Source organism: Pseudomonas sp. GW821-FHT09C09 (assembly GCF_059418105.1).
On sequence record NZ_JBWKPF010000002.1, the window covers coordinates 1,008,394 to 1,028,223 of the forward strand.

Annotated in this window: 21 protein-coding genes; 13 read left to right on the plus strand and 8 right to left on the minus strand. The window is 58.3% G+C overall.

The genetic code is table 11. The features are described 5' to 3' along the window. Nucleotides 1-68 precede the first annotated feature (68 nt). From AC07NR_RS09470 to AC07NR_RS09495, 6 genes are read left to right on the plus strand one after another with little or no spacing between them, the layout of a single operon-like run. A complete protein-coding gene (locus AC07NR_RS09470) occupies nucleotides 69-2,969 on the plus strand; it encodes a monovalent cation/H+ antiporter subunit A (protein WP_305833710.1) in 2,901 nt (966 codons plus the stop codon). Then, entirely contained in the window at nucleotides 2,969-3,313 is a 345-nt protein-coding gene (locus AC07NR_RS09475) for a Na+/H+ antiporter subunit C (RefSeq protein ID WP_003192163.1), read from the plus strand. The genes AC07NR_RS09470 and AC07NR_RS09475 overlap by 1 nt, the downstream gene beginning before the upstream one ends. Next, on the plus strand, nucleotides 3,310-4,989 hold the full coding sequence (locus AC07NR_RS09480; RefSeq protein ID WP_495078435.1) for a monovalent cation/H+ antiporter subunit D: 1,680 nt from the start codon (nucleotides 3,310-3,312) through the stop codon (nucleotides 4,987-4,989). Before AC07NR_RS09475 ends, AC07NR_RS09480 begins: the two co-directional genes overlap by 4 nt. Further along, nucleotides 4,986-5,474, plus strand: a complete 489-nt coding sequence (locus AC07NR_RS09485; protein ID WP_423203705.1) for a Na+/H+ antiporter subunit E — start codon at nucleotides 4,986-4,988, stop codon at nucleotides 5,472-5,474. The genes AC07NR_RS09480 and AC07NR_RS09485 overlap by 4 nt, the downstream gene beginning before the upstream one ends. Continuing rightward, nucleotides 5,471-5,749, plus strand: coding sequence for a K+/H+ antiporter subunit F (locus tag AC07NR_RS09490; protein WP_003225959.1), 279 nt, complete (start codon nucleotides 5,471-5,473; stop codon nucleotides 5,747-5,749). The genes AC07NR_RS09485 and AC07NR_RS09490 overlap by 4 nt, the downstream gene beginning before the upstream one ends. Beyond that, nucleotides 5,746-6,108, plus strand: coding sequence for a Na+/H+ antiporter subunit G (locus AC07NR_RS09495; RefSeq protein WP_085711416.1), 363 nt, complete (start codon nucleotides 5,746-5,748; stop codon nucleotides 6,106-6,108). The genes AC07NR_RS09490 and AC07NR_RS09495 overlap by 4 nt, the downstream gene beginning before the upstream one ends. Here AC07NR_RS09495 and AC07NR_RS09500 read toward each other — a convergent pair. Then, entirely contained in the window at nucleotides 6,105-6,545 is a 441-nt protein-coding gene (locus AC07NR_RS09500; RefSeq protein WP_305833712.1) for a DUF3995 domain-containing protein, read from the minus strand. The two genes, AC07NR_RS09495 and AC07NR_RS09500, sit on opposite strands and share 4 nt — an antisense overlap. Before the next feature lie 94 nt (nucleotides 6,546-6,639). On the opposite strand from AC07NR_RS09500, the gene AC07NR_RS09505 reads away from it, so the two are divergent. Further along, the gene (locus AC07NR_RS09505) at nucleotides 6,640-7,026 is read left to right on the plus strand and encodes a DUF2946 domain-containing protein (RefSeq protein WP_096820149.1); all 387 of its coding nucleotides are present in this window, start codon (nucleotides 6,640-6,642) and stop codon (nucleotides 7,024-7,026) included. Between the two features lie 93 nt (nucleotides 7,027-7,119). Continuing rightward, on the plus strand, nucleotides 7,120-9,252 hold the full coding sequence (locus AC07NR_RS09510; RefSeq protein ID WP_495078436.1) for a TonB-dependent receptor: 2,133 nt from the start codon (nucleotides 7,120-7,122) through the stop codon (nucleotides 9,250-9,252). 37 nt (nucleotides 9,253-9,289) lie between these two features. Here AC07NR_RS09510 and AC07NR_RS09515 read toward each other — a convergent pair whose 3' ends face one another. The 3 genes from AC07NR_RS09515 to AC07NR_RS09525 all read right to left on the minus strand — a co-directional run bounded on the left by AC07NR_RS09515 (nucleotide 9,290) and on the right by AC07NR_RS09525 (nucleotide 11,104). Continuing rightward, the gene (locus AC07NR_RS09515) at nucleotides 9,290-10,303 is read right to left on the minus strand and encodes an ABC transporter substrate-binding protein (RefSeq protein WP_495078437.1); all 1,014 of its coding nucleotides are present in this window, start codon (nucleotides 10,301-10,303) and stop codon (nucleotides 9,290-9,292) included. A 127-nt stretch (nucleotides 10,304-10,430) separates the two neighbouring features. Next, nucleotides 10,431-10,628, minus strand: a complete 198-nt coding sequence (locus AC07NR_RS09520) for a hypothetical protein (RefSeq protein WP_248740871.1) — start codon at nucleotides 10,626-10,628, stop codon at nucleotides 10,431-10,433. Nucleotides 10,629-10,633: 5 nt separating this feature from the next. Next, entirely contained in the window at nucleotides 10,634-11,104 is a 471-nt protein-coding gene (locus AC07NR_RS09525) for a hypothetical protein (RefSeq protein ID WP_085711422.1), read from the minus strand. A gap of 406 nt (nucleotides 11,105-11,510) precedes the next feature. Between AC07NR_RS09525 and AC07NR_RS09530 the strand changes: the two genes are divergently transcribed. Continuing rightward, nucleotides 11,511-11,759 carry a hypothetical protein gene (locus AC07NR_RS09530; RefSeq protein ID WP_495078438.1) on the plus strand — a complete coding sequence of 83 codons (249 nt, stop codon included), beginning with the start codon at nucleotides 11,511-11,513 and terminating at the stop codon, nucleotides 11,757-11,759. A 6-nt stretch (nucleotides 11,760-11,765) separates the two neighbouring features. On the opposite strand, the gene AC07NR_RS09535 is transcribed toward AC07NR_RS09530, so the two are convergent. The 3 genes from AC07NR_RS09535 to AC07NR_RS09545 all read right to left on the minus strand — a co-directional run bounded on the left by AC07NR_RS09535 (nucleotide 11,766) and on the right by AC07NR_RS09545 (nucleotide 14,320). After that, entirely contained in the window at nucleotides 11,766-11,969 is a 204-nt protein-coding gene (locus AC07NR_RS09535) for a hypothetical protein (RefSeq protein WP_085711424.1), read from the minus strand. A 113-nt stretch (nucleotides 11,970-12,082) separates the two neighbouring features. Beyond that, the gene (locus AC07NR_RS09540; protein ID WP_495078439.1) at nucleotides 12,083-13,687 is read right to left on the minus strand and encodes a methyl-accepting chemotaxis protein; all 1,605 of its coding nucleotides are present in this window, start codon (nucleotides 13,685-13,687) and stop codon (nucleotides 12,083-12,085) included. A gap of 228 nt (nucleotides 13,688-13,915) precedes the next feature. Beyond that, entirely contained in the window at nucleotides 13,916-14,320 is a 405-nt protein-coding gene (locus AC07NR_RS09545; RefSeq protein ID WP_007935965.1) for a TraR/DksA family transcriptional regulator, read from the minus strand. 409 nt (nucleotides 14,321-14,729) lie between these two features. Here AC07NR_RS09545 and AC07NR_RS09550 point away from each other — a divergent pair, with 409 nt between their 5' ends. The 4 genes from AC07NR_RS09550 to AC07NR_RS09565 all read left to right on the plus strand — a co-directional run bounded on the left by AC07NR_RS09550 (nucleotide 14,730) and on the right by AC07NR_RS09565 (nucleotide 19,099). Then, nucleotides 14,730-15,335 carry a glutathione S-transferase gene (locus AC07NR_RS09550; protein WP_305833717.1) on the plus strand — a complete coding sequence of 202 codons (606 nt, stop codon included), beginning with the start codon at nucleotides 14,730-14,732 and terminating at the stop codon, nucleotides 15,333-15,335. A gap of 2 nt (nucleotides 15,336-15,337) precedes the next feature. After that, nucleotides 15,338-16,444 carry a DNA alkylation repair protein gene (locus AC07NR_RS09555; protein ID WP_495078440.1) on the plus strand — a complete coding sequence of 369 codons (1,107 nt, stop codon included), beginning with the start codon at nucleotides 15,338-15,340 and terminating at the stop codon, nucleotides 16,442-16,444. A 612-nt stretch (nucleotides 16,445-17,056) separates the two neighbouring features. Further along, nucleotides 17,057-17,707 carry a hypothetical protein gene (locus tag AC07NR_RS09560; RefSeq protein WP_495078441.1) on the plus strand — a complete coding sequence of 217 codons (651 nt, stop codon included), beginning with the start codon at nucleotides 17,057-17,059 and terminating at the stop codon, nucleotides 17,705-17,707. A gap of 192 nt (nucleotides 17,708-17,899) precedes the next feature. Then, nucleotides 17,900-19,099, plus strand: a complete 1,200-nt coding sequence (locus tag AC07NR_RS09565) for a hypothetical protein (protein ID WP_495078442.1) — start codon at nucleotides 17,900-17,902, stop codon at nucleotides 19,097-19,099. A 72-nt stretch (nucleotides 19,100-19,171) separates the two neighbouring features. Here AC07NR_RS09565 and AC07NR_RS09570 read toward each other — a convergent pair whose 3' ends face one another. After that, the gene (locus tag AC07NR_RS09570; protein WP_495078443.1) at nucleotides 19,172-19,828 is read right to left on the minus strand and encodes a DUF2931 family protein; all 657 of its coding nucleotides are present in this window, start codon (nucleotides 19,826-19,828) and stop codon (nucleotides 19,172-19,174) included. Nucleotides 19,829-19,830: the final 2 nt, after the last annotated feature.

Consider the following 19,830-nt stretch of genomic DNA (forward strand, 5'->3'; position numbering starts at 1 on the left):
TCCTCGCGTTTGGCGATCCGGGAGCTGGCACGTATGATGCTTCACAAACTTCCGCAGATTAGAAGCCTATGTCCCTGATAGTTCTACTGCTTCTGCCTTTTGTGGGCAGCTGTCTGGCAGCCGTGCTGCCGCACAACGCACGTAACGCCGAATCCCTGCTGGCAGGCCTGGTCGCTTTGATCGGTACTGTCTCGGTCGCCCTGCTGTATCCGCAAATCGCCCACGGCGGAGTGATCCGCGAAGAGTTCACGTGGCTGCCCAGCCTGGGGCTGAACTTTGTCCTGCGCATGGACGGCTTTGCCTGGCTGTTCTCGATGCTGGTGCTGGGCATCGGCACCCTCGTTTCCTTATATGCCCGTTATTACATGTCGCCGGATGATCCGGTGCCGCGTTTCTTCGCGTTTTTTCTGGCGTTTATGGGCGCCATGCTCGGGCTGGTGATTTCCGGCAACCTGATTCAGATCGTGTTCTTCTGGGAGCTGACCAGTCTCTTCTCGTTCCTGTTGATCGGCTACTGGCACCACCGTCACGACGCCAGGCGCGGCGCCTACATGGCGCTGATGGTCACCGGCGCGGGAGGACTATGCCTGCTGGCGGGGGTCATGATCCTCGGCCATGTGGTCGGCAGCTATGACCTGGACAAGGTCCTGGCCGCCGGCGATCTGATTCGCGCACATGCCCTCTACCCCATCCTGCTTCCCCTCATTCTCATCGGCGCCCTCAGCAAAAGCGCGCAGTTCCCCTTCCACTTCTGGCTGCCCCACGCGATGGCGGCGCCGACACCGGTTTCGGCCTATCTGCACTCGGCGACCATGGTCAAGGCCGGGGTCTTCCTGCTTGCACGGTTGTGGCCGTCGCTGTCCGGCAGCGAAGAATGGTTCTACATCGTCAGCGGCGCCGGCGCCGCCACGCTGTTGCTCGGCGCGTACTGCGCGATGTTCCAGAACGATCTCAAGGGGCTGCTGGCCTACTCGACCATCAGCCACCTCGGCCTGATCACGTTGTTGCTGGGCCTGAACAGTCCGCTGGCAGCGGTCGCGGCGGTGTTCCACATTCTCAACCACGCGACTTTCAAGGCTTCGCTGTTCATGGCCGCCGGGATCATTGACCACGAAAGTGGCACCCGCGACATCCGCAAGCTCAACGGCCTGTTCAAACTGATCCCGTTCACCGCCACCCTGGCGATGGTGGCCAGTGCCTCCATGGCCGGCGTGCCGCTGCTCAACGGTTTCCTGTCGAAAGAAATGTTCTTCGCCGAAACCGTGTTCATCAACGCCACTGCGTGGGTTGAAGCGACGTTGCCAATCGTGGCGACCATCGCCGGTACGTTCAGCGTTGCCTACTCGCTGCGCTTCACCGTCGACGTGTTCTTCGGGCCCACCGCCACCGACCTGCCCCACACCCCGCACGAACCGCCACGCTGGATGCGTGCACCGGTTGAACTGCTGGTGTTCACCTGCCTGCTGGTAGGGATTTTCCCGGCCCAGATCGTCGGCCCGTTGCTGGCGGCGGCTGCACTGCCGGTAGTCGGCGGCGTACTTCCGGAGTACAGCCTGGCGATCTGGCACGGTCTCAACGCACCGATGATCATGAGCCTGATTGCCATGTCCGGCGGCATCGTGGTCTATCTGCTGCTGCGCAACCAGCTCAAGCGCGGCCGCTTCAAATTCCCGCCGCTGGTGGGCCGCTTCAACGGCAAGCGCCTGTTCGAGCGCAGCCTGGTGGCGATGATGCGTCTGGCTCGCCGACTGGAACGGCGGATCGGCACCAAACGCCTGCAAACCCAGCTGTTCCTGATGGTGCTGGCGGCAGTGCTCGCCGGGCTGATCCCGATGCTGCACAGCAGCCTGAGCTGGGGCGACCGGCCGAAAATTCCCGGCTCCATCGTGTTCGTGACCCTGTGGCTGCTGGCAATCGCCTGCGCCCTCGGCGCCGCGTGGCAGGCCAAGTATCACCGTCTCGCCGCCCTGACCATGGTCAGCGTCTGCGGCCTGATGACCTGCGTGACCTTCGTCTGGTTCTCGGCACCGGATCTGGCCCTGACGCAACTGGTGGTCGAAGTGGTGACCACGGTGCTGATCCTGCTCGGCCTGCGCTGGCTGCCACGGCGGATCGAAGAGGTTTCGCCGTTGCCAAGCAGTTTGCGCAAGGCCCGTGTGCGGCGCCTGCGCGACTTGCTCCTGTCGATTGCCGTCGGCGGTGGCATGGCGCTGCTGTCCTACGCGATGCTGACCCGGCAGACGCCGAACGATATTTCCTCGTTCTACCTGAGCCGTGCCCTGCCTGAAGGCGGCGGCAGTAACGTGGTCAACGTGATGCTGGTGGACTTCCGTGGCTTCGACACCCTCGGCGAAATCACCGTGCTGGTGGCCGTGGCGCTGACCGTATTCGCCCTGCTGCGCCGCTTCCGCCCACCGAAAGAAAGCCTGCAACTGCCAGCCCAGCAACGCCTGCTGGCGCCGGACGTGGTCACCGATCTGGTCAACCCGCGTTCGGCCAGCGACACCGCGCTCGGCTTCATGATGGTGCCGGCGGTGCTGGTGCGCCTGTTGCTGCCGATTGCGCTGGTGGTGTCTTTCTATCTGTTCATGCGTGGACACAACCAGCCGGGTGGCGGCTTCGTCGCTGGTCTGGTGATGTCGGTGGCGTTCATCCTGCAATACATGGTCGCCGGCACCCAGTGGGTCGAGGCGCAAATGAGTCTGCGGCCGCTGCGCTGGATGGGCACCGGGCTGCTGTTTGCCACGGTCACCGGACTCGGCGCAATGCTCGTGGGTTATCCGTTCCTCACCACCCATACCTGGCATTTCAGCGTGCCGGTGCTGGGTGACATTCATATCGCCAGCGCGCTGTTCTTCGATATCGGCGTCTACGCCGTGGTGGTCGGCTCGACCTTGCTGATCCTCACCGCCCTCGCCCACCAGTCGGTCCGGGGTCACAAAACCGCTGCCATCAAAGGAGCCGTCTGATGGAAGAAGTCATCGCAATCGCCATCGGCGTGCTCGCCGCGTCCGGGGTCTGGCTGATCTTGCGTCCGCGGACGTTCCAGGTGGTCATGGGCCTGTGCCTGCTGTCCTACGGCGTCAACCTGTTCATCTTCAGCATGGGCAGCCTGTTCATCGGCAAAGAACCGATCATCAAGGACGGAGTACCTCAGGACCTGCTTAACTACACCGACCCGCTGCCCCAGGCACTGGTACTGACGGCCATTGTCATCAGCTTCGCCATGACCGCGCTGTTCCTCGTAGTGCTGCTCGCGTCGCGGGGCCTGACCGGCACCGACCACGTCGACGGAAGGGAGCCCAAGGAATGACGGCGATGACTCACCTGATCGCCGCACCGATCCTGCTGCCGCTGCTGACCGCCGCCATCATGCTGATGCTCGGCGAAAAGCACCGGCCGCTGAAGGCGAAGATCAACCTGTTCTCCACCATGCTGGGCCTTGTGGTTTCCCTGCTGTTGCTGCAATGGACCCAGACCACCGGCGTACCCGGCTCCATCGGCGTCTATCTGCCGGGCAACTGGCAGGTGCCGTTCGGCATCGTGCTGGTAGTCGATCGGCTGTCGGCGTTGATGCTGGTACTGACCGGCATCATCGGCGTCAGCGCCCTGCTCTTCGCCATGGCCCGCTGGGATGGCGCAGGCTCGAGCTTCCACGCGTTGTTCCAGATTCAGTTGATGGGCCTGTACGGCGCGTTCCTCACGGCGGACCTGTTCAACCTGTTCGTGTTCTTCGAAGTGTTGCTCGCGGCGTCCTACGGTTTGCTGCTCCACGGCTCGGGCCGGGCGCGGGTGTCGTCGGGGCTGCATTACATTTCGATCAACCTGCTGGCCTCGTCGTTGTTCCTGATTGGCGCGGCGCTGATCTACGGCGTCACCGGCACGCTGAACATGGCTGACCTCGCCATGAAGATTCCGCTGGTGCCGGAAGCCGACCGTGGCCTGCTGCATGCCGGCGCGGCGATTCTGGCGGTGGCGTTCCTTGCCAAGGCCGGGATGTGGCCGCTGAACTTCTGGCTGGTGCCGGCCTATTCCTCGGCCAGCGCCCCGGTGGCGGCGATGTTCGCGATCATGACCAAGGTCGGCGTCTACACCTTGCTGCGCCTGTGGACGCTGCTGTTCTCCGGGCAGGCCGGCGCTTCGGCCTACTTCGGCGGCGACTGGCTGATCTACGGCGGCATGGCGACCATGCTCTGCGCCGGCGTGGCGATCATCGCCGCACAACGCCTGGAGCGCATGGCCAGCCTGAGCATCCTGGTGTCGGCGGGGATTCTGCTGTCGGCCGTGGGTTTCGCCCAGCCGAACCTGATCGGCGCGGCGCTGTTCTATCTGGTCAGCTCAACACTGGCACTGAGCGCGCTGTTCCTGCTGGCGGAATTGATCGAACGTTCACGCACCGCCGTGGAAGTGCCGCTGGAAGACGAGAACGAGCTGCTGCCGCGTCCGCAGCAATGGCAGCCGCCAGTCAAGGGCATCAACCTCGACGATGACCAGAAAGCCGTAGTCGGCCAGGTGATTCCGTGGACCATGGCCTTCCTCGGCCTTAGCTTCATTGCCTGTGCGCTGCTGATCATCGGCATGCCGCCGCTGTCGGGGTTCATCGGCAAGCTGAGCCTGATCGGCGCCCTGCTCAATCCGTTGGGGTTCGGCACTGGCGAACCGATCTCGAATGCTGCCTGGGCGTTGCTGGCACTGCTGATCCTCACCGGCCTCGGCTCGCTGATGGCGTTCTCGCGCCTGGGCATCCAGCGCTTCTGGTCGCCGGAGGAACGCCCGTCGCCGGTGTTGCGCAAACTGGAATGCACGCCGATTTTCCTGCTGCTCGGCCTGAGCATCGCCCTGACCTTCAAGGCTGAACCGCTGCTGCGTTACACCCAGGCCGCCGCAGACGCGTTGAACAACCCGCAGCAATACGTGATGGCGGTGCTTGGCACCCGCGCCGTACCGAGCCCGGAAGCCAAGGCTGCGCTGCTGGAGGTGCAACCATGAAGCGCCTGTTTCCAGCTCCGTGGCTGTCACTTGCTTTGTGGCTGCTGTGGCTTGTGCTGAACCTGTCGATCAGCCCAGGTAACCTGCTGCTGGGTGCCGCGCTGGGCTTCTGCGCGCCGCTGATGATGCGCAAACTGCGCCCGCAACAGATCCATATCCGCCGTCCGGGCACAATTCTGCGACTGTTTCTGCTGGTCGGGCGCGATGTGATCATCTCCAATCTGGCGGTGGCGTGGGGTGTACTCAACGCCGGTCGCCGGCCGCCCCGCTCACGATTCGTCAAGGTGCCGCTGGACCTGCGCGATGCCAACGGTCTGGCGGCGCTGTCGATGATCTGTACGGTCGTGCCCGGCACCGTGTGGTCGGAGCTGGCACTGGATCGCAGCATTCTGTTGCTGCACGTCTGGGATCTGGATGACGAGGCGCAATTCATCGAGCACTTCAAGGTCACTTACGAGCAGCCATTGATGGAGATTTTCGAATGAGCCCGCTGCTGTCGAATGCGATTCTGCTGACGCTGTTTCTGTTTTCTCTGGCGATGGTGCTGACGCTGATTCGCCTGTTCAAAGGGCCGTCGGCACAGGACCGGGTACTGGCGCTGGACTACCTGTACATCGTTGCCATGCTGATGATGCTGACCCTGGGGATTCGTTACTCCAGCGACACCTATTTCGAAGCGGCGCTGCTGATTGCGCTGTTCGGCTTCGTCGGCTCGTTTGCTCTGGCGAAATTCCTGCTGCGTGGCGAGGTGATCGAATGAATGCTGAATTGTCTCTGTGGGTGGAAATCCCGGTGGCGATCCTGCTGGTGCTCAGCGGCGTGTTTGCCCTGATCGGCGCGACCGGCCTGCTGCGGATGAAGGACTATTTCCAGCGCATGCACCCGCCGGCGCTGGCCTCGACCCTGGGCGCGTGGTGCGTGGCGCTGGCGTCGATCATCTGTTTTTCCGCGCTCAAGTCCGGGCCGGTACTGCACGCGTGGCTGATCCCGATCCTGCTGGCGATCACCGTGCCGGTGACCACCCTGCTGCTGGCGCGTGCGGCGTTGTTCCGCAAGCGCATGGCCGGCGACGATGTGCCGGCTGAAGTGAGCAGCCGACGCACCGAGAGCGGCAGCTAGATCCAGGCGACGGCCAGCAGCCCGGCTCCCAATATCAGACACAGCGGCGAGTAGACCCAAGTGTCGAGCCGGGCAAACCGCGATCCCTTCACTTCCTTGAAGAAACCCACGAGCTCCGAATCGCCGATCGCCCTCGCGAACATCAGCAGCGCAATCGCGCTGATCACCCATTGCAACGCCCAGTGATGCACCGGCGCAACCCACCAGCCCACCCTCATGCACACCAGTGCGGCAATCAGTAGCAGGGCCGCCGCCACCACCAGCGTGATCCAGCCTGACGCCTTGAACGCCGGTCTGAGGGCCTGCCCGCCGTTATCCACCGGAACCTGCGGAATCACCGCCACGGCCGCCCACTGCCCACCCATCGCCCAATACACATGCATCAGGCTGATCGCCGCAAATATCGTCACCAGCCATTGAGCCAACACAAAGGTCATGGTCGAGAATCCTTTCAAAAGGCTTGAACAAAACATCCTAGCCGGCATTTTTCCATGTGCACGACCGGTCGGCGGTGCGGTAAAGTGCCGCCCCATGAAATTCACCCGTTCCGATCGCTCACTGCTGGCCTGGATGCTCTATTGCTGCGTCCTGTTCAACGTGTTCGCCTGCAGCATCGGTCACGGGCAAATGGTCGGGATGCAGCTCAACGGAATCGGTGGCCAGTTCTGCGCCGTCGACCCGAGCACCCAGGCGCCACTCGCGTCCAATCCTTCCGAAGAAAAACTGCCAACCCTGGCCAAGGCGTTCGGTTGTCCGCTGTGCTCCACCGGAGGCATGGGCCCGGCGTTCAACTCCAGCCTGACCCTGGCGATCCTGCCGGAACAACACAGCCCGCCGCTGCCGGTCATCGTCAGTGCCGACCTCCCTGCCCGCTTCACCTGGCCTTCGGCCAATCCTCGCGCCCCGCCGCTCGCCTGAGTGACTTTGCCTTTTTGATTTGTCAGCCCACTACGCCAACGCGTTGCGTTCGCCTGTGCGCTGACTCCTAGACAAGCATTCAGGATTCAATCGATGAAACAACTTACCTTGCTGGCGAGCCTGTGCGGCTGCCTGTCCGTCAACGCCTGGGCCCAATCCACCGTGGATCTGGCGCCGATCACCATTGACGGCGAGTCCGCCGCCGAACCTGGCCTCAGCCTCGACCAATCCAGCGGCATGGCCTCGCGCCTCGGCCTCAGTGTGCGCGACACTCCAGCCTCGGTGGCCATCGCCAATCGCAATGACATCGAGCGCCATGGCTCGCAAAACTTTCAGGACGCGGCCAACACTCTGCCGGGCGTGAACGCCAGTGCGCCGCCTGGTTTTGGCGGATTCGTCTCCTATCGCGGTTTCACCAGCAGTCAGATCACTCAGATGTTCAATGGCGTCAACGTCTCCGGCGGATTGGCACGGCCGGTGGACTCGTGGATCTATGACCGGGTGGAACTGGTAGGCGGCCCGTCGTCGCTGATCAACGGCGCCGGCTCGGTCGGCGGCTCGCTGAACTACGTGACCAAACTGGCCACTCGCGATGAGCAAGCCGCCGAGGGCCGGGTCAGCTACGGCACCTACGACACCACCGAAACTGCGTTCGGCCTCAACCACGCTCTGAGTCAGCCCGGCGCCGACGTGCAGCATTACGCGCGCCTCGACGTCAGCCACAACACCAGCAACGGCTACATCGACCGTCAGGAACGCGATGCCTGGAGCATGGCGTTCTCGCTGCTCAGCGATCTGACGCCGAACCTGTCGCACACCCTGGCTCTGGAATATCAGGACGAACACGAAGACAGCCCGTACTGGGGCACGCCGGTGCTCAACCCCAAGGCTGGCGAGTTGAAAATCGACCGCCACAATCGCTTCAACAACTACAACGTCGAGGACGGCCGCTACGAGCAACGGACGATCTGGGTGCGCTCGATCATCGATTACCGGATCAATGACAGTACCACCCTGCGCAACACGCTCTATCACCTCGACAGCCAGCGTGATTACCGCAACCTCGAAACCTATCAATACAACGCCGACAATAGTGCGGTGAACCGCTCCACGGCCTATCAGGTCCGGCATCAGGGTGAGCAGGACGGCAACCAGTTCGAACTGCGCCATGACAACACCCTGTTCGGCCTCGCCACCACCTGGTCCGGCGGTTTCGAGTACAAGGTCAACCAGACCACCAACTCACCGCTCAACGTCAAAGGCGCGAGCACCGTGGACCCGAACAATTATCGCCCGGGGCATTTCTACGACATTCCAGGCACGAAACCGGGGTTTGTCAGCGACAAGACCAACGAGGTCACCACCAAGGCGCTGTTCGCAGAGAACCGCCTGGCGCTGACCGACAAGCTTTCGTTGCTCACCGGCCTGCGCTACGACGACATCGACCTGGACGTGACCAACCGTCGCACGGTGACGGCGAGCAACCCGCGTCACCTCAAGCGCAGTTGGGAGCCTGTCACAGGGCGCGTTGGCCTGACGTATCAGTTCATTCCGTCGGCCAATGTCTACGTGCAATACAGCACCGCCGCCGAGCAGCCCGGTGGTACGCAAGACTTCGATGTATCAACGGGCAAGCAATGGGAAATCGGCAGCAAATTCGACTACCTGAACGGACGCGGTTCGGCGACGGTCGCGGCTTACACCATCGAGCGCAAGGACTTTGCCGTCACCGATCCCCTGGACCCGACCAACAGCATCCCGGTCGGCCAGCAGACCTCCAAAGGCATCGAGATCGCCAGCTCCCTGCGGATCACCGACAAGCTGCTGGCCGAGGGCAATTTCGCGTGGGTTGATGCGCAATACGATGAGTTCAACGAGAAGAACGCCGCCGGCGTGGTGGTCTCACGCAAAGGCAACACGCCGACCAATGTGCCGGACCGGGTCGGCAATCTGTGGCTGACCTATGACTTTTCCCCACAGTGGCAAGGCGGGGTTGATGCACGGTACGTGGCGTCGGTGTATGCGGACAATGCCAACACCATGACCGTGCCGTCGTACACCTTGTTCGGGAGTTTCCTCAGCTACAAGGTCGATTCGCACACCACCGTCACCGGCCGGGTGCGCAACCTGACGAACGAGGTGTATGCCGAGTTCGCTCATGTGTCGCCGGCGTATTACCTGGGCACGCCGCGCACCTTTGAACTGGCGGTACAGACCCGCTTCTGAAACGCAGCGGCGAGGGAGAAACTCCCTCGCCGTACTGCTATAAACCTGCCTGAACCTTGTCCGCCACATCCTTCGGCAGCCACGCCTGCCACACATCCGGATGAGCCTTCATGAACGCCTCCGCCGCTTCCCGTGGCGGAGTGTGTTTCTCGCTCATATCAGCCAGTGCCTTGTTCAGATCCTCAATCGGAAAATCGACTTTGCTGAAGAACGCCGCGATCTGTGGGTATTGCTTCTGGAATGGCGCAGACACCCCGATCGACAGCTTCGAGGCCAGTGAACGGGTCGGTTTCGGGTTGGGATTGTCGGCGTCCGTCAAGGTCTTCCAGGCCTCGGCGTCGAACGGAGGCTCTTCCAGCTGCACCAGTTTGAACTTGCCAAGCAGTGGCGTCGGCGACCAGTAATAGAACAGCACCGGTTTGCCCCGGCGGATCGACGAACTGATTTCGGCATCCAGCGCCGCACCGGAACCGCTGCGGAAATTGGTGAAGTCGTCCTGCAGCCCGTACGCCGTGAGCTTCTGCTTGTTCACCACTTCCGAGGTCCAGCCGATCGGGCTGTTGAGGAACCGACCCTTGCTCGGGGTTTCCGGATCCTTGAACACGTCCTTGTACTTCTTCAGATCACTGACGCTGCGCAAGTCCGGCGCCAGCGGCTTGATGCCTTTGGCGGTGTCGCCCTTGATCACGTATTCCGGCACCCACCAGCCTTCGGTGGCACCCTTGACCGTATCGCCCAGGCTGGCGACCTTGCCTTCGGCCTCGGCCTTGACCCACACCGGACTGCGACCGGCCCATTCCTCGCCGATCACCTGGATGTCATTGTTGGCCAGCGCGGTTTCCAGGGTGATGGTGGTGCCCGGCAACGTGTCGGTCGGCAGGCCATACCCCTTCTCGACGATGATCCGCAGGACATCGGTGATCAGGCTGCCGCTTTCCCAGTTCAAGTCGGCGAAGTGGATCGGGGTCTGTGCCGCATTGACCGCCGGCACCGCAGCCATCAAGCCCATTGTGGCCAGCCCAGCGGCCAGCAACCGTCGAAATCCGTTCATGCTTTGCACCTCGTGCTGTTCACAGCAATAGCAGGATGGCCTGACAGAAGACCACAAGCCTCTGAATACTCAGTCAACTGACTGTAGACGAGGTTCCTGCTTTTTCAGGGGCATGAAACGGACGAGGCTACTTTTCAGACATTTCCTGCAAGCGTTGAAGCTCGCGTCTGACCATGCTGGCGTATTCCGCAGGCTGCAAGGCGTAGATCTGCGAGGCGACCCAGCCGAGCCATGCGCCCTTCAATTCGACTTTCGCATCGAACAGGCGCCGGGCTTCATCGCGGGCGCTGTCGAGGTTCTGCAAATGGAAATCGGCGCGACTCACAGCCGTCACTCGCTGGCCTTGAAGGTCACCAGTTCGCCCTTGCGCCACTTGGCGGCTTTGGCGGTGACGGCTTTCAGGGTCTTGGTCAGGCCTTCCTGCAATTGCTCATTGGCAGCGAACACAGTGACTGCGCTGTGGCCTTCCTTGAACACGATGGCATGGCCGTCGGCCGTGCTGACGAAGGCATAGTCGCCCAGTCCGTACACGGTCATCTTGATCTCGCGAAAACGGATGTCCATCTTGCCGCCTTCACGGCTGGGCAGTACCGAAGCGCTGAAGTGATCGCCGACCTTGAGCTTGAGGCCGGGCTTGTCATCGACCACCAATGCGCTTTCGGTGTCGATTTCGGCAACGTAAATGCCTTCAGCGTTTTGCTCGGTGATGTAAACAAAACGCGACTGAAACTGCTTGACCAGCTTTGCCCGCAAATCACCCAGCACGAACAAAGCATGCATATCGAGGTTACTGACTGCCAAAGAAACATCCCCACACTTGAAAGAGTGCCACGCGCGAATAACGCGCACGACGTTAAAAACGGCCAGGCCGATGGTGTTGCGCAATGACTCGAATAAAAGCCTGAACGGGCAAAGTGCTTGTTCAGCGCGAGGTTCACAAGACTACTGGAATGGCGCTCGCGAAACCTGCAAAGACGTTCTCCAAATGTTGAAGGAAAAAGCTTCACGGTCGGCCAGAGAAAACTGACTACAAACTTTAGGGAAAATACTCACCAAGAAAAGCACTTTTCCGACATATCGCACGCAAAAAATTGCTTTAGATAACGCCATGCCGTCAACAGGTGTTGGCGATTCTAGAGCAGCGACGCTGCTTGCGACTACCCGCAACCGTCTGTAAATGCGGGTCAATCCATGAAAAGGACTTCATATGTGCACTTTGACGCATTTTGCCGCCGCTTACGAACAACCCTTTGTCTTGAATGCCTCAGGCCTTGGCATTGACGCCGCACCAGAGTCCTGTGGCCGGGAACCGCGGTTTCAAGTGATTCCGGCCGGTAACGCCTTTTTCCATATCAGGGAAAAGTCGACCGGCCGCGTAAGAGGTTTCCGTGAGAATCACAACGCCGCCTGTGCGCTTGCCCGCTCGCTGGAATCACGGGTGGCCCACGATCATTAAACGCAATCAGTGCAAGCTGCTGCCTGGCTCGTCTTTCAACTGCGCGAGCCACGCAGCCCTGCACTCTTCGGCCTCGTCACGACTGGCGAACGCCGTGCCCCGACGCTCACCGTTGAGCAACACCACCCAGCAGACACTTTGCCCCATCGCACGCAGCCCGGCCGGAACACCGCTGCCGATCATCACCGCGACATCGACTCTGCATTGCATGCTGACCTCCCAACTTCATTAGCTACCTAACTATGCAGGCATGTTAATGATTTGGATCAAGCGGATACAGCAACGCACGTGCACAGCTTCATTGCAATTCCGGCAACAATGCTTCAGCGCGGGTTCTCGGGTTTGTACCCCAGGCGCAGCCCACCCCAGTGCCGCCCCTTGACCATGATCGGCACCGACAGGTCGTGCATCAACTCGCCGGTATCGCGGGTGTAGGTCTGCAACAGCACCGGTTGCTGATGACTGCCGCAACGTAGGCCTGTGCGGTCGGCAAACTTGCGCTTGGTGCGGTTGTGCACGGTATCGGTCTGCACATCGCCGGTCAGCGGCTGGCTGAATACCTGATTGTGGGTCGGCACATAACCCTGCTGCGTACAGGCGATGGCGAACACCAGGCCTTCGTGGCGCGGCAGCAAGGGCTCCTGAATCGCTGGCAGCACTTGATCGGTGTAGCGGTCAAAACGGGTCTGGAACTTGGCAGGCTGAGTGTTCGGAATCGGCTGATACTGGCGATCGAACAAGTCCTCGAGACTGATTCGCCTTTGCTCGACATCGGCCTCGAAACGCGCGGCTATCTGTCCCGCCCCTTCGCGGGCCAGGTCGTAGATGCGCTGGTGATAGTCATCCAGCCCGACTTCGGCCAGACGCTCGCTGATGGTTTCCGCCTGCCCTTCCATCTGCACCGCTGCTTCGGCCAGGCGCCGGGTCTGTTGGTCGCTGATCGCCAGATCGCTGCGCATTTGCTCGATGGCGGTGAACAGACTGTCGAGCTGTTCGCGATTGGTTTCGGCGCCCCGGGCGATTTCGCCGACCTGGTTTTCAACTCCGGCCGCCAGCCGCGCGATGTTTTCCAGGTGCTGACCGGTGTGTTCGACCTGCTCGACACCGGTGCGCAAATCGTCGGAGAGCTGGCGGATCTGCTCCACCACCTGCGCCGTACGCTGCTGAATGTCGGCAACCATCTCGCCCACCTCACCGGTGGCCGTCGCCGTACGAGCCGCCAGACCACGCACCTCATCTGCCACCACCGCAAAACCGCGACCGTGCTCCCCGGCCCGGGCCGCTTCGATGGCAGCGTTCAGTGCCAGAAGATTGGTCTGGCTGGCAATCGACTGAATCACCAGGGTCACGCGCTGAATGTCGTCGCTGCGCTCGCTCAACGCCTCGATCAGTTCACGACTGGCATTGGCGCGCTGGCTGAGCTGATGCATGCGCGAAATCGAATTCACCAGCTCGGTGCGCCCCGCTGCACTGCTGTGATGGGCTTCGCTCGCGGCGCCCAGCGCTTCGCGGCTGAGCTGGGATGTGGCTTGCTCGGTGGCGATCATCACTTCGGCGTTGTTGACGATCTGCGCGGCAGCATCGAGTTGCGACTGCAACTTGCCGGCCAGTTCCTTGACGGAAAACGCCACACCGGCAGCTGACAGCGCGTTATGACTGGTGGTGTAGGAAAGGTCGCGAGTCAGCTCGGACATCGCGTTGCTGCTATCGACCGGTTGCGCATCGGGGACAGCACGGGAGCGCAGGCGCGGCAGCCAGACAATCAGCACCGCCAGCGGCATGCCCACGTATAACGGCCATTCGCCGAAGGTCATCCCGGCCAGCAACAGCATCAGGGCGATGCTTTGCAGGGTCGGCGACAGCCAGCGATTCTTCGGCAAAACAACTGGTGCAGGCAGAGCCGCAACCAGAGATCCATCTCTCGTCATTTTGTTACCCCACGCTTGTTCTCATTGTTGTGACTGCATTAAACGCCACTACAAGGCCATTATCCATGGTCCGTTAGTCGTGGGTCTGTGGCAGGTCAATGGAACGGTGCGGGGATTTCCGGCAGACGAGAAAAAGCAAAGATCGCAGCCTTCTGCCGCTTTAAACAAAAGCTGCAGAAGGCTGCGATCTTTTCGCGACGACCCGCATTGAAGGGGTCGCCTCAGGAATCAGGCCTGACGCTGGTGCTTGTCGATTTGCTCGTGACGCTCTTGAGCTTCGATGCAGTACTTGGTGGTCGGGCTGATCAGCAGGCGTTTCAGGCCGATAGGCTCGCCGCTGTCGTCGCACCAGCCAAAGCTGTCTTCCTTGATACGCTCAAGGGCTTGTTCCAGTTGAGGCAGCATGCGCTGGTCGCGATCGATCGCGTTTACCAGCCAGGTGCGCTCTTCTTCCACCGAGGCGGCGTCCGCCGGGTCAGCCGGGGTGTCCAGGCTCTCGATGGCAATACGGTTTTGCTCAATGCGCTCGTGGGTTTCGACTTTCATGTTCTGCAACAGCTCGCTGAAGAAAGCGTGTTGCTCGGCATTCATGTAGTCATCTGCCGGCATGGCCAGCAACTTGTCCTTTGTCATTGATATCTCTATAAAAAAACGTGCATTAAGGCGAATTAGGGAGCGTTCCGGCGAACCGCCTGCGGTCATCGGAAAGGCATCGTTTATTGCAAACGCCACCCGGCACTCAATTTACGAAGGGGCGGCAGTCTAAGGCCCGTTTGAGGCCTCAGCAACTGTAAATACAGGGAATTTGTCCGACAAAGCCCGGAAAGTGCTCTGACACAGGCCCCACGGCGCTCATCGGAGTGCGTTTATAGCAAGAAATTCAGTCGAGCGGCTGTATATAGAAGACAAACGGCGGATGAGCGGCGCTTTGTCGCATTTCTTTACAATCTCCGACGGCAAAACCAGCCCGTTCTCGGGACTGACAATCTCCCCAACCTCGGCTACGTTATGCCTCCCCCGGTTCGACTTGAAGGAACGCGTCATGAAACTGATCGGCATGCTGGACTCCCCTTATGTGCGCCGCGTGGCGATCTCCGCCAGGTGCCTGGGGATCGAACTGGAACACGACCCGGTGTCGGTGTTCCGTCACTTCGAGCGTTTCCAGCAGATCAACCCGGTGGTCAAGGCGCCGACCCTGGTCCTCGACGACGGTGAAGTGCTGATCGACTCGACGCTGATCCTCGACTACCTCGAAGCCCGATCCGGCAAAACCCTGCTGCCCGCCGACCTCACCCAACGGGTAAAAGCCCTGCGCCTGATCGGCCTCGGCCTCGCCGCCTGCGAAAAAGCCGTGCAGCTCTACTACGAACGCAACCTGCGCCCGGCCGACATTCAATATCAGCCGTGGGTCGAGCGCGTCGAAGGCCAGCTCGCCGCCGCTTTCACCGCCCTCGAACACGAACTGCAAAAACATCCGCTGCCTACCGATGGCACCCTCCAGCAGGACGGCATCACCCTCGCCGTCGCCTGGAGCTTCACCGGCCTCGTCGTCCCTGACCAGATCGACGCCCAACGCTTCCCGCGCATCGCCCAGTACACCGCGTACGCCGAAGGCCTCGAAGCGTTCATCAGCACCCCGATGACCTGACCATGAGCACCACCGAAACCGCCACCCCGGCCCTGAAAGAAATCTTCAACGCCGAACGCCTGCAACACATCGCCAGCGAAATGAGCGCCGTGTACCCGGCGTTCAAGACCAAGGCCTTTCTCAAGCACGCCAACGACGGGCTCGCCGACCTTTCGGTCATGCAGCGCATGGCCCGCGTCAGCGAAAGCCTGCACGCCGTGCTGCCTCTGGACTACGCCGATTCCCTCGCCGTACTACGCGAACTCGCCCCACGCCTGAACAGCGGCTTCGTCAGCATGAGCCTGCCGCACTACGTCGCGAGCTACGGCGCGCACGCATTCGACACCTCCATGGAAGCCCTGAAGTACTTCACCACGTTCGGCTCCTCCGAGTTCGCCATCCGCCACTTCCTGCGCAGCGACCTGGAACGCTCGCTGGAACGGATGCACGACTGGGCCCAAGACGAAAACCACCACGTCCGCCGCCTCGCCAGCGAAGGCAGCCGCCCTCGCCTGCCATGGTCGTTTCGCCTGGAGCCGGTGCAGGCCGATCCGCTGTTGGCTGCCGGGATTCTTGACCGGTTGAAGGCGGATGAAAGTTTGTACGTGCGCAAGTCCGTGGCGAATCATTTGAATGACGTGACCAAGGAACACCCGGAGTGGGTGCTGGATACGATTGAGGGATGGGCGCTGGAGAACAAGCACACGGCCTGGATTGCGAAGCATGCGCTGCGAAGCTTGATCAAACAGGGCGATATGCGGGCGCTCACTGTTATTGGTGCAGGGGCCAAAGCTGAGGTTGAGTTGCTGGACGTGAAGATAGAACCGGCGGTTGTACGGCTTGGGGAGACGATCACTCTGTCGTTTACGGTACGTTCGTTGGTACCGGTGGAGCAGCGGTTGGTGATTGATTATGCGATTGACTATGTGAAGTCGAATGGCGGGACTTCGGCCAAGGTTTTCAAGTTGAAGACGTTGGTGTTGGCGGGGTTTGGGAGTGAGGTTGTGACACGCAGGCAAGTGATCAAGGACTTCACCACGCGCAAGCACTATGCGGGGAAGCATGCGGTGCATATAACGATTAATGGGGAGCGGTTGGGGAGTATTGCTTTTGATGTTCTCACTGCTTAAGTTCAAAAAAATGCGCCTATCAGAAAAACCAAAAAGTCGACAATTCTAATGATCAGCTACAGGGATATTAGACCATAGGCTAATGCTCGAAACCAAAATTTTCAGTTCCGATACTGAGAAACATATGGCAAATTGACAGTGCAAAAATCAGATTGGAAATAACTGAACTCCCGCAAACCAGCTTAATAGCAATTCAGGGAAGCACGCCTTGGCATGGACCGATGATTAAATGCATATCACAGAATTAATACTGGAACAGTACGGACCTATTAGAGGCATTTTCAAAAAAAACGCAGCCCGAGGAGTTCGGATAAATCTCGGTGACAATCACTGTTATAAAAAACAATGAAACCAGGCGATAAACAATGGGATTTTAGAAGCATTTAAATCTCATAACTCATGACGTTATTGTATGGAGCCGCAGCTCCCAAGAATGGCGGCACGCCGAAACTCCGACTCCAAAGACACGCGACCGGCTCGGCAACAACCAAGCACCCCGCAAAAAAATCACAAGAAAGTCAATACACATTAGGAAATATCTACCCCCCAACTATAAATCTCTTAACACCTGCACACCTCTTACCAATAAATCAGCATCGCGCAAGGAGCAACATGCCTCTATCATCAGAAACAAGAAGCCTAATCCACGACTACTGCATCAGAGATTTACCAGGAGATATATCCTGGCATATAGATCAGTTTGCAATTATTGACGATCGTGAATTACAGCTTAGGCTAGGGCGAGCCTTCTATGCTGCCCGATACACATACAAGCTGATGGAAGCCACTTTCGCCCAAGGTGATGAGCAACATCCATTTGTAAAATTTCAAATCATGCAGTACGCATCCATATACGAAGCAGTTATAACAAATTTATTCTGGGGTAAATTGAAAGACCACCCAGAAGTATTAAAACTTCAAATCCACAAAGCATACAAGCCTGTTCAGGCGCTAGGAAGCCTCACAAAAATAAAATACGGAGAGGAAGAAGTCTTCACGTGCGTCTATCGAGACGCAAAAACCCCAAAAAACTCCATACCTTTTAAAGACAAAGTTGATTGCGCTGTTCGCGTAGGCCTTCTGGAGGCCGCTTACGCCGAAGATATAAAGCGAACTTACGAACTGCGAAATCTCGCCCACATTGAGACTGAAGCTTCTAAGCAACTAGATGTTGAAATCGCTCAATCAAAGACAGCTTATTGGCGCCTCACTCCATTTTTGGAGTATGCAGCCAACTTCTTGAATACCTACACCCCCCAATAACAAACTCAAACTTACAACGCTCCCCTCAGAGACCAAATGAAAATTTTATTTATGAAAAATGAAAAAACACAAAAAGCGCAACAATGCCTTATTAAACAATAAAAATTAAATCCATCCACGTCAGTCCCAGCCGAACCAAAAAAACTTCGAGCTTGTCAATAAGCGCTTAACCACGCACTCAAAGGCCTCAACATGGATAATAACAAAACTTTTCTACCTAGCAACAATACAAACCATAACGCACTTGTTGGCGATGAATGCTTCGGTGACAAAGACTACATTTACCAATGGGGCTTTGCAAACTCTGTAGATATTCTGTTAAACACTGCCTTAACAAACGATTTTATTGAGGACATTGAGTCAGGCCGCCCCATCAACATAACAAAAGACGCCATCATATACCCAATCCTATTTTGCGCCAGACACCACATTGAACTCCACTTAAAAATGCACATAACCCGGGTATGTGCACTACGCGAGATCGAGATAGACAATACAAACACACACAAGCTAAGCACGCTGTACAACCAACTTGTCGACACCTGCAAAAAAACAGACAACCGCATACTGAAACATGTAACACCACTTTCCGAGTACATTCAAGACTATGACAAGCTCGATGAAACCGGACAGGTATTTCGTTACCCTCGAAGCAACGAGGACGAGCCGCACTTACGAGGTCAAAGATTAATCGACCTCCTAACTGTAAAGCGCCGCTGGGATGAAATGCGCAATTTGATGGATGAATTAGCCATTTATATTCATGACTTTTTCATCCCCGAATACGAGGCCAATACTCTGACCAAAAAGCTGAATCGAGAAGAACTTTTTTCACTTGCCGCACAGCTTCCTGACTACTCCACTTGGGCAGATACCGGAAGCGAGCAGCTATTGAAAATCAAAAAAGAATGGATGGACAGTAAAAACATTTCAGGCAGAGACTTCACCGAAGCAATCAATCAAATCAAAATAAAACCTTTCCTCTCCCACCTAATAGGAATTGAAAAGCCTTTAACCGAAATCACTCAAGACACCATCCATAAAATGCTAAATGTCAAAAACGGGGAAAGCACAAACACAATTTCAATTATGGAATGGCATGCAATTTCAGCAATTTACGAATGCGAAAGCCATATATACATGCCAGAAGACTACTTCACATCAGTAGCTGCTGCGACGAACAGTGATGAAGCCTACATAGATGCAGCTCACATAATGAGAAAACTATGCTGGCATCCTCATCGTTTTTTAGACGGGCTGACCAAACTCGGACAACACAGCCTAGCCAAAACATTCAATGAAATTCAAGACCAGTTCTACATTCCACGCGACGTACCAACGAATCAAAAAGGAGATTTGGCGCAATTCCTTAATAGACGTTTCAAAAAATAAAGTCAGGGACAAAAATGGGGACGGATTTATTTTTAAGACGTCCGTCCTCTCCTCCGCCGCCCCCCCCCAAAATTACCAACTGCCATAGGGAATACCAAACTTCTCAATATAGCGCTTAGCCTTTTCATTAACCGGATAGGCGTAACGTCCTTGATTCTTGCCTTGACTTGGACCCAGCCGTTCAATCTCAGCTTGCGCCCTTGCTACCTTGACCGGGTGATGACAAGCATCTCTAACCCACACTTGCACAACTCCGCCCGGCGCCAACCCCAGATAAACCGAAGAAACATAGGTAGCTGTTTGCTCTGGCGTTTTCGCGCATCGCTGGTTGACCGACGCCAGCATCAGTTGCCTGGCTTCCTCGGGTATGTCCACCCAAACACGATAGGTTTGTGGCTCTACGATAGATTGCCAGCGAACGAAGATTCGTTTGGGAAGGTCCGCGCCTACCACTGCTTTCGCAGAACTACCTACGCCGTGCCAACCTTTGGCGGACTCTGTGCCATCCTCTGGTTGTCCGCCCGACGCCGATCCAGAGCCGGTGTGCAGGAACGTTCTTCCTTTGATGTCTTCCACCGAAGTGTCTTCCACCCAAACCTTCATGTAGCGAGGTTCAGTAAAGCCGAGCTCCCACCATTCGGACTTGGGATCATTTTCGCCTGACAACGGAGCAGTCAAATGACAACCAGCAATCAACAGCAGGCATAGCAAACTTATGAATTGCCTCATTT

Bases quoted from the DNA above. Each gene is read 5' to 3' on its own strand.
- AC07NR_RS09470 (WP_305833710.1), top strand. From the start codon at position 69: ATGTCCCTGATAGTTCTACTGCTTCTGCCTTTTGTGGGCAGCTGTCTG.
- AC07NR_RS09475 (WP_003192163.1), top strand. From the start codon at position 2,969: ATGGAAGAAGTCATCGCAATCGCCATCGGCGTGCTCGCCGCGTCCGGG.
- AC07NR_RS09480 (WP_495078435.1), top strand. From the start codon at position 3,310: ATGACGGCGATGACTCACCTGATCGCCGCACCGATCCTGCTGCCGCTG.
- AC07NR_RS09485 (WP_423203705.1), top strand. From the start codon at position 4,986: ATGAAGCGCCTGTTTCCAGCTCCGTGGCTGTCACTTGCTTTGTGGCTG.
- AC07NR_RS09490 (WP_003225959.1), top strand. From the start codon at position 5,471: ATGAGCCCGCTGCTGTCGAATGCGATTCTGCTGACGCTGTTTCTGTTT.
- AC07NR_RS09495 (WP_085711416.1), top strand. From the start codon at position 5,746: ATGAATGCTGAATTGTCTCTGTGGGTGGAAATCCCGGTGGCGATCCTG.
- AC07NR_RS09500 (WP_305833712.1), bottom strand. From the start codon at position 6,545: ATGACCTTTGTGTTGGCTCAATGGCTGGTGACGATATTTGCGGCGATC.
- AC07NR_RS09505 (WP_096820149.1), top strand. From the start codon at position 6,640: ATGAAATTCACCCGTTCCGATCGCTCACTGCTGGCCTGGATGCTCTAT.
- AC07NR_RS09510 (WP_495078436.1), top strand. From the start codon at position 7,120: ATGAAACAACTTACCTTGCTGGCGAGCCTGTGCGGCTGCCTGTCCGTC.
- AC07NR_RS09515 (WP_495078437.1), bottom strand. From the start codon at position 10,303: ATGAACGGATTTCGACGGTTGCTGGCCGCTGGGCTGGCCACAATGGGC.
- AC07NR_RS09530 (WP_495078438.1), top strand. From the start codon at position 11,511: ATGTGCACTTTGACGCATTTTGCCGCCGCTTACGAACAACCCTTTGTC.
- AC07NR_RS09535 (WP_085711424.1), bottom strand. From the start codon at position 11,969: ATGCAATGCAGAGTCGATGTCGCGGTGATGATCGGCAGCGGTGTTCCG.
- AC07NR_RS09540 (WP_495078439.1), bottom strand. From the start codon at position 13,687: ATGACGAGAGATGGATCTCTGGTTGCGGCTCTGCCTGCACCAGTTGTT.
- AC07NR_RS09545 (WP_007935965.1), bottom strand. From the start codon at position 14,320: ATGACAAAGGACAAGTTGCTGGCCATGCCGGCAGATGACTACATGAAT.
- AC07NR_RS09550 (WP_305833717.1), top strand. From the start codon at position 14,730: ATGAAACTGATCGGCATGCTGGACTCCCCTTATGTGCGCCGCGTGGCG.
- AC07NR_RS09555 (WP_495078440.1), top strand. From the start codon at position 15,338: ATGAGCACCACCGAAACCGCCACCCCGGCCCTGAAAGAAATCTTCAAC.
- AC07NR_RS09560 (WP_495078441.1), top strand. From the start codon at position 17,057: ATGCCTCTATCATCAGAAACAAGAAGCCTAATCCACGACTACTGCATC.
- AC07NR_RS09565 (WP_495078442.1), top strand. From the start codon at position 17,900: ATGGATAATAACAAAACTTTTCTACCTAGCAACAATACAAACCATAAC.
- AC07NR_RS09570 (WP_495078443.1), bottom strand. From the start codon at position 19,828: ATGAGGCAATTCATAAGTTTGCTATGCCTGCTGTTGATTGCTGGTTGT.